The sequence below is a fragment of the Vibrio sp. HA2012 genome (assembly GCF_002812955.1).
In the GTDB taxonomy this organism is placed as follows: domain Bacteria; phylum Pseudomonadota; class Gammaproteobacteria; order Enterobacterales; family Vibrionaceae; genus Vibrio.
Map to the genome: position 1 here is coordinate 236,313 of NZ_PFXK01000007.1, position 7,914 is coordinate 244,226.

The following is a 7,914-nucleotide window of genomic DNA, read 5'->3' on the forward strand; positions in this document are numbered from 1 at the left end:
CACTGATCAGCTCCCCGCTAATACAAAAAACTTTCACTTCTAAAGAAGTAAAAAGGCGCGAAATTATAGTCATAATCCGCGCCTTAGACAAGCCTAAAAAGGTGTTTTTTTAATCAAGTTTTTCAACCTGACCAAATTCAAGCTCAACCGGTGTCGCACGACCAAAAATCGATACCGATACTTTCAGGCGGCTTTTATCATAATCCACTTCTTCAACGGTACCATTGAAGTCAGCAAATGGGCCTTCATTGACCCGAACCACTTCACCAGCTTCGTACATAGTACGTGGACGAGGTGCTTCACTCGCTTTTTCAAGACGGTTCAGAATCGCGTCAGCTTCTTTATCCGTAATCGGGGCAGGACGATCAGAGGTCCCACCAATGAAGCCCATTACACGAGGAACACTGCGGACCAGATGCCATGATTCATCATTCATGATCATTTGAACCAGCACATAACCAGGGAAGAACTTGCGTTCACTCTTACGGCGTTGACCTGCGCGCATTTCAACGACTTCCTCAGTAGGAACCAGAACTTCACCAAACAGCTCTTCCATGCCGTGCATTTTTATATGTTCACGAAGGGACTGTGCTACACGACCTTCAAAACCAGAAAAGGCCTGAACCACATACCAGCGTTTTTTTGGAGCTTCACTCATGAATTAGAACCCTCAAAGCCCGGTCACAAATGCAACAAGACGAACCATAATTCCGTCAATGCCCCACAGTGCCAGAGCCATTACAATACTTACAGCCAAAACGATAAATGTTGTTTGCATAGTTTCCTGACGAGTAGGCCAGACAACTTTTCGAACCTCCATGCGAGATTCCCGTGCAAAACTAATCGCGGTTTGACCTTTCACTGTCGTTGCTGCCACACCAAGAGCGGCGGCAATTAACACAACCACGCCTGCCGCGCGGATCACAACAGACATATCACCATACAGGTAATTACCCACAACAGCGGCGGCAGCCAGAGCAAAAGCGATAAACCACTTAAATGTATCTGCTGCACTTGAGCTATTCGGAGTTTCAGCGTTTGCTTTCATAAAACCAACCTGTCACAAGTCTTAAATATAGACGACAACAACCCCGCTGTTGCAGGGCTCAATCTCACTATGCTGAAAAAAGCATAATCGTAATCAAGAGTCTCTCTCAACCACTCAATTCTTAGCAAAAAAAACCTTCAACGGAGATAAAATCACCATGAATTTTTTCTTTCGCAGAAAAAGGGCATCAAATGATGCCCTTTTTACTAGTGTTTCGTCAAATCTTATTCAAAGATTTTAGCAACAACACCAGCACCTACTGTACGGCCACCTTCACGGATCGCGAAGCGCAGACCTTCATCCATCGCGATTGGTGCGATTAGCTCTACAGTCATCTTGATGTTATCACCAGGCATTACCATTTCTACGCCTTCTGGCAGCTCGATGTTACCAGTTACGTCAGTTGTACGGAAGTAGAACTGTGGACGGTAGCCTTTGAAGAACGGAGTATGACGGCCGCCTTCGTCTTTTGACAGTACGTATACTTCTGATTCGAACTTAGTGTGGGGAGTGATTGAACCAGGCTTAGCCAGTACTTGGCCACGTTCTACGTCATCACGCTTAGTACCACGTAGTAGTGCACCAACGTTCTCACCCGCACGACCTTCGTCTAGAAGCTTACGGAACATCTCAACACCAGTACAGGTCGTTGTTGTAGTTTCGTGGATACCCACGATAGCTACTTCATCACCCACTTTCAGGATACCGCGCTCGATACGGCCAGTTACTACTGTACCACGACCTTGGATTGAGAATACGTCTTCGATTGGCATTAGGAACGGCATGTCTACTGCACGCTCTGGCTCTGGAATATACTCATCTAGTGCTTTAGCAAGCTCGATGATTTTCTCTTCCCACTGTGCTTCGCCGTTTAGCGCGCCTAGTGCTGAACCTTGGATAACTGGTAGGTCATCACCTGGGAAATCGTACTCAGATAGAAGTTCACGAACTTCCATTTCTACTAGTTCTAGTAGCTCTTCATCATCAACCATGTCACATTTGTTCATGAATACGATGATGTAAGGGATACCAACCTGACGGCCTAGCAGGATGTGCTCACGAGTTTGTGGCATTGGACCATCTGTTGCAGCAACAACTAGGATACCACCGTCCATTTGCGCAGCACCAGTGATCATGTTTTTAACATAGTCAGCGTGTCCTGGGCAGTCTACGTGTGCGTAGTGACGAGCTGGAGTGTCGTACTCTACGTGTGAAGTAGCGATGGTGATACCGCGCTCACGCTCTTCTGGAGCGTTATCGATAGATGCGAAGTCACGAGCTGCACCGCCGTATACTTTAGAAAGTACAGTACAGATTGCTGCTGTTAGAGTTGTTTTACCGTGGTCAACGTGGCCGATAGTACCAACGTTTACGTGCGGTTTCGTACGTTCAAATTTTTCTTTAGACATGAGTTGTCCCTCTAGGTACGGATTAAGGTGGCTTTGATGACCACGCAACCAAAAGTTATTGGTGATTAACTTTATATTAAAAGGAAATATGACTTACAGAGCTGGTGCTGATAGGCAGATTCGAACTGCCGACCTCATCCTTACCAAGGATGCGCTCTACCACCTGAGCTATATCAGCACTCTTTATAGAGTGATTGGAGCGGGCAGCGGGAATCGAACCCGCATCATCAGCTTGGAAGGCTGAGGTAATAGCCATTATACGATGCCCGCAACACGTAGTAACTCTGTGAGCTATTTCCTAAAAATATGGTGGAGGGGGACGGATTCGAACCATCGAAGGCGGAGCCGGCAGATTTACAGTCTGCTCCCTTTGGCCACTCGGGAACCCCTCCAGAGTTTTTATCTTCTCAACAAAGAAGAATGGTGCCGACTACCGGAATCGAACTGGTGACCTACTGATTACAAGTCAGTTGCTCTACCTACTGAGCTAAGTCGGCACATAAGTGGGGCGCATTCTATGGGATGATCCATAACCTTGCAATAGGAAAAAGCAAAAAAATTGCAATTTCGCTAAAATCACATCTTTTTGCTCACATTTCAGGCAAGTTTACGCCTATTTCTTTGTTTATCTTCCCTTAGTCGTTTGCTTTCCCCTGCAATTGATGTATTTTCCTCCGTCTGATCAGAAATATATATGCGAGCTGCTATGAGTCCTTACATGTCTTTTAATCGCGAACAGTGGGCAGAATTAAGAAATTCAGTCCCCATGATGCTGTCCGAAGATGACCTGCGGGAACTACAGGGCATTAATGAAAGCCTGACTATGCAGGAAGCGGTAGAAATTTATCTGCCATTAAGCCGGTTACTTAACCTTTATGTTTCTGCTCGTCAGAGCCGTAATTCTGTGTTGCATAAATTTCTGAATAATACTGAGCAATCTCCTCCATTTGTTATCGGCATTGCAGGCAGTGTAGCTGTAGGTAAAAGCACCACCGCCCGTCTGCTTGAAGCCCTGCTATCCCGTTGGGAAAAACATCCTAAGGTATCGCTGGTCACAACAGATGGTTTTCTGTTTCCGAACAAAATACTTCAGGAACGCGATTTGATGCAGAAAAAAGGCTTCCCGGAGTCCTACGATATCCGTAGCCTGGTGCAGTTTATTTCTGATATAAAAGCCTGCAAAAGAAATGTCACCGCTCCGGTATATTCACACCTGTCTTACGATATAACCGACGAAAGAAAACTTGTTGATTTGCCAGATATTTTAATTATAGAAGGGCTAAATGTTCTGCAAAGCGGAATGGATTATCCGCATGACCCCCACCGGGTGTTTATCTCCGATTTTCTGGATTTTTCAATCTACGTGGATGCGAATTCAGTGCTGATTGAGCAGTGGTATCTGGAACGTTTCAGAAAATTCCGTAAAGGGGCCTTTACCCAGCCCGGCTCCTATTTTTCTCACTATACTAAAATCAGTGAAGCGGAGGCTGTCGCTCAGGCAAGCCGGATCTGGCACTCCATTAACGGGAAAAATCTGCATGAAAATATATTGCCAACCAGAGAACGGGCACAGCTGATTCTGAAGAAAGGTAATAACCATACTGTAGAAGAGATCTTGCTACGTAAGTAAACACTTACATAGCATTTAACTCACTGTGGGCGTAGCGAGATTTCACCGCCGATAAAGGTTTCAATACCATTTTCCGTTTCCAGTAAAATAGCACCCTGCTCATTGATCCCTCTGACGATACCGGTTACCTCTCTCGCACCAATGATCAGTCTTACCGGCCGGTCGATAAAATTATCCAGCCGGTTCCAGCGCTCAGTAAAACCGGACATTCCCGACAACTCATACTCAGTTAATACTTTCTCCCAGCTATTGATCAGGCAGGCTGCCAGCTTGTTACGATCAGGAAGATGTCCTTGGGTAATTTCATTCAGAGAAACCCATGGCTGAGTAATACCCTCAACATTATCTGGCATGGCTATATTTAACCCCATCCCGATAACAAGATTAGCCGCACCGCCAGCCTGTCCTGACATTTCAACCAGTATGCCTGCGAGTTTCCTGTCCTGATAATAAAGATCATTGGGCCATTTTAACTTTACCCCTTCGATGCCTAAGCCTTCCAGAACCTCAACCACTGCGATACCAACAACCAGACTCAGTCCCATTGCTGCAGCCATTCCTGCTTCAATCTGCCAGAACATAGACAAATACAAGTTTGAACCAAAAGGCGATACCCACTGCCGACCACGTCGGCCACGCCCCTGAGATTGATATTCAGCCAGACAAACTGCTCCCTGAGAAAGAGAATCTACACGGTCAAGTAAATACTGATTCGTTGAGTCGATGACAGAAATAAGCTCTACCGGAACCGAAATCTGACTTTGAATAAGTTCTTCATCCAATAACTGAACCGGATTTGCTAGCTTATATCCCTTTCCCTGAACACTATATACATCCAGACCCCATCCGGATAAGCCTTTAAGATGCTTACTCACTGCAGCCCGAGATATACCGAGTGACTCACCAATTCGTTCACCGGAAACAAACTCTTTAGCCGTTAGCATCCGAATGATTTTATACTTCACACTGTGATCTTTCATATCAATAGTTACCTTTGAAGAATATCAGCCAGACAAGTTTCTTCTGTCGCCCCCATAAAGCGAACCTCATGCTCAAGTTCTATCTGGTAGCGTTCTCTGACCTGCTCACAAACTTTTTCCGCCAGACAAATGATATCCTTCGCGCTTGCATTTTCCTGATTAACCAGTACCAAAGCCTGCTCCGGATGAACCATCGCTCCTCCTAGCTGGAAGCCTTTCAGGCCACAATTATCGATCAGCCAGCCAGCGGCGACCTTTATGCCATTATCCGTCTCATAGCCCACGATTGCAGGAAAGTCGCCTTTAAGCAGAGAAAAATGTTCCTGGGATATAACAGGATTTTTAAAGAAACTACCAGCATTTCCGGACACCTCAGGATCTGGTAATTTTTCCTGACGAATAGAACAGATTTCCTGATAGATACGTTCAGGTGATAATTCATCTGCAGAAATTGACTTCAGAGAACCATAACTGGTACAAGCCAGCCAGTGCTTACTCAACACCAATCCCACACCAATGATGGCTACTTTGCCATATAAATCATGCTTGAATACAGAATCACGATAGCCAAAACAACACGCTTCTGCCGTAAGACGATGCTGTTCAAATGAATCCAGATACAGCACATCAATATACTCACAGAAATCTTTAAATTCCTTCCCGTAAGCACCAATATTTTGAATCGGAGCCGAACCTGCACAACCGGGGATTAGAGCCAGATTTTCCAGTCCTGCATATCCCTGTTCTATTGACCATCCAACCAGTGCTGGCCAATCTTCTCCTGCGTGTATATGCAGATGCCAGGCATTCTCCGTTTCACGAACGCTTCTCCCGACAATACGATTGATGACCACCACACCGGAAAAATGTTCAGTGAAGAGAATATTGCTGCCTTTACCAAGTATTATCTTTGGCAGTCCCTGCCACTCAGGGTACAGATACACCTGCTTCAGTTCATCGACAGATTCTACTATCACGATAGCATCACAGGAGACGTCAATAGAAAAAGTATGGTAGGGCTTAAGGCTAGCATTTCTGAATACTTGCATGTTAACAGGAGACCAATATTATTTTTCAGGCTAAAATGATGAATGCATTCTAACCTATCAGCACGATGAGCGCAGTGTTTGCATGAATCAAATTATTGGCTAATTAATGCATGCTTTTTCACATAACTGGTAATAATTCGTTATCTGCACAGTATTTTTGCTAAAATACCGCTTCGCAATTTTGCAGCAACAAAGGTATATCACTCTCAATGATGGCGTTAAGAAAACCACTAGAGCAACTGCCAGCTATCGCATTTCGTCCAGAAGACTTTAACGTTCTGTTTTCAGCTGACGAATTCCGCACTCAGCTTATTGATAAGATACGCAATGCAACTCATCGTATCTATATAGCAGCTCTCTATCTTGAAAATGATGACGCTGGCCGAGAGATCCTTACAGAACTATACACGGCAAAGCAAAAAAATCCCGGACTGGATATCAATGTTTGTGTTGACTGGCACAGAGCACAACGCGGCCTGATCGGGGCAGAAAAATCTCAGGGAAATGCAGCTCTCTATAAAGACTACTACAACACATACACGCACAAAGTGCCTGTGTATGGTATACCTGTACGAGGCAGAGAAGTGTTTGGTGTTCTGCACCTGAAGGGATTCATCATCGATGATACCGTAATCTATAGTGGCGCCAGTCTGAATAATATCTATCTGGCCTACAAAGAACGCTATCGTTTTGACCGCTACCATATCATTCGCAGCAAAACTCTAGCCGATAGTATGGTCAGATATATGCAGGAAGAGCTGATAGAACACCCTGCAGTACATCGCCTTTGTGATGAACATAAACCGGCGACTAAAGAACTAAAACCCGCGATCAGACAATTCCGGGTCTCTCTGGCAAATTCTGGTTATCATTTCCGGTCAGAGCAGATTACTGAAGAAGATATCGCTGTTACACCTTTAGTCGGAATAGGCAAAAGACGTAATCGGCTCAATCAGCGAATCAACCAGCTTATCGCGGCTGCAAGCGATGAAATCTTTATCTGTACGCCGTATTTTAACTTTCCGAAAAGTGTTGCTAAAGAAATTAAAAAAGCACTGAGAAGAGGAGTGAAAGTCTCTATTGTTGTCGGAGACAAAACAGCGAACGATTTTTATATCCCACCAGAGGAAGATTTTAAAACAATTGCAGGGCTGCCTTATCTTTATGAGATGAATTTGCGCCGGTTTGCAAAAATCAATGAATCAAATATCGCCCGAAGAAAATTGTCCATCTACCTATGGAAACATGACGCAAACAGCTTCCATCTAAAAGGGCTCTGGGTCGATAAGCGTTATATGCTGCTTACCGGTAATAATCTGAACCCTAGAGCCTGGAAACTGGATCTGGAAAATGCCCTATTGATTCAGGATGATCATCATCACCTAACAGAGCAGTTTGAACGTGAAGCCGAAAACATCTTACAACATACCACACTAATCTGCAGCTATAAGCAACTGGATAAAATTAATAACTATCCACTAGAAGTGAAACGACTACTGAAACGAATCACCCGGGTTAGAGCAGATAGGATCCTGAAGCAAATTCTTTAATTCTCATCTAAAAAGTCTCAGTCTAAAGACTGGGGCTTCACTCCCTATAACAAAGAAAGTGTAACGAAACGGATGGGACGCTTAGCGTGACTGGCCGCTTTCTTTAAACCTAAAGCAACCAACTGAACGACCGCTCCGCATTGGCCACTTTACTTCAAGCGTAAAAAAGCCCCAGTCTTTCGACTGAGGCTTCAAATAGTGGCGGAGCGGACGGGACTCGAACCCGCGACCCCCGGCGTGACAGGCCG

7 protein-coding genes and 4 tRNA genes are annotated in these 7,914 nt (G+C 44.9%); 2 read left to right on the forward strand and 9 right to left on the reverse strand.

What is annotated here, in order from left to right:
• Nucleotides 1-109 precede the first annotated feature (109 nt).
• The 7 genes from nusG to CSW98_RS14155 all read right to left on the reverse strand — a co-directional run bounded on the left by nusG (nt 110) and on the right by CSW98_RS14155 (nt 2,954).
• Entirely contained in the window at nt 110-658 is a 549-nt protein-coding gene (gene nusG, locus CSW98_RS14125) for a transcription termination/antitermination protein NusG (RefSeq protein WP_100801120.1), read from the reverse strand.
• 12 nt (nt 659-670) lie between these two features.
• Complete coding sequence (gene secE / locus CSW98_RS14130; RefSeq protein WP_100801121.1) at nt 671-1,048, reverse strand: preprotein translocase subunit SecE; 378 nt, start codon at nt 1,046-1,048, stop codon at nt 671-673.
• A gap of 224 nt (nt 1,049-1,272) precedes the next feature.
• The gene (gene tuf, locus CSW98_RS14135; RefSeq protein WP_100801122.1) at nt 1,273-2,457 is read right to left on the reverse strand and encodes an elongation factor Tu; all 1,185 of its coding nucleotides are present in this window, start codon (nt 2,455-2,457) and stop codon (nt 1,273-1,275) included.
• Nucleotides 2,458-2,559: 102 nt separating this feature from the next.
• Nucleotides 2,560-2,635: transfer RNA gene (locus CSW98_RS14140), tRNA-Thr, on the reverse strand.
• Between the two features lie 17 nt (nt 2,636-2,652).
• Nucleotides 2,653-2,727, reverse strand: a tRNA-Gly gene (locus CSW98_RS14145).
• Between the two features lie 37 nt (nt 2,728-2,764).
• Nucleotides 2,765-2,849: transfer RNA gene (locus tag CSW98_RS14150), tRNA-Tyr, on the reverse strand.
• Between the two features lie 29 nt (nt 2,850-2,878).
• Nucleotides 2,879-2,954, reverse strand: a tRNA-Thr gene (locus tag CSW98_RS14155).
• Between the two features lie 209 nt (nt 2,955-3,163).
• Here CSW98_RS14155 and coaA point away from each other — a divergent pair.
• Complete coding sequence (coaA, locus tag CSW98_RS14160) at nt 3,164-4,087, forward strand: type I pantothenate kinase (RefSeq protein WP_100801136.1); 924 nt, start codon at nt 3,164-3,166, stop codon at nt 4,085-4,087.
• 20 nt (nt 4,088-4,107) lie between these two features.
• On the opposite strand, the gene birA is transcribed toward coaA, so the two are convergent.
• Nucleotides 4,108-5,067 (reverse strand): bifunctional biotin--[acetyl-CoA-carboxylase] ligase/biotin operon repressor BirA, encoded by a 960-nt coding sequence (gene birA, locus CSW98_RS14165; protein WP_100801123.1) that lies wholly within the window; start codon nt 5,065-5,067, stop codon nt 4,108-4,110.
• A gap of 8 nt (nt 5,068-5,075) precedes the next feature.
• Complete coding sequence (gene murB, locus CSW98_RS14170) at nt 5,076-6,116, reverse strand: UDP-N-acetylmuramate dehydrogenase (RefSeq protein ID WP_100801124.1); 1,041 nt, start codon at nt 6,114-6,116, stop codon at nt 5,076-5,078.
• 209 nt (nt 6,117-6,325) lie between these two features.
• Here murB and pssA point away from each other — a divergent pair, with 209 nt between their 5' ends.
• Nucleotides 6,326-7,666 carry a CDP-diacylglycerol--serine O-phosphatidyltransferase gene (gene pssA / locus CSW98_RS14175; protein ID WP_100801125.1) on the forward strand — a complete coding sequence of 447 codons (1,341 nt, stop codon included), beginning with the start codon at nt 6,326-6,328 and terminating at the stop codon, nt 7,664-7,666.
• Nucleotides 7,667-7,914: the final 248 nt, after the last annotated feature.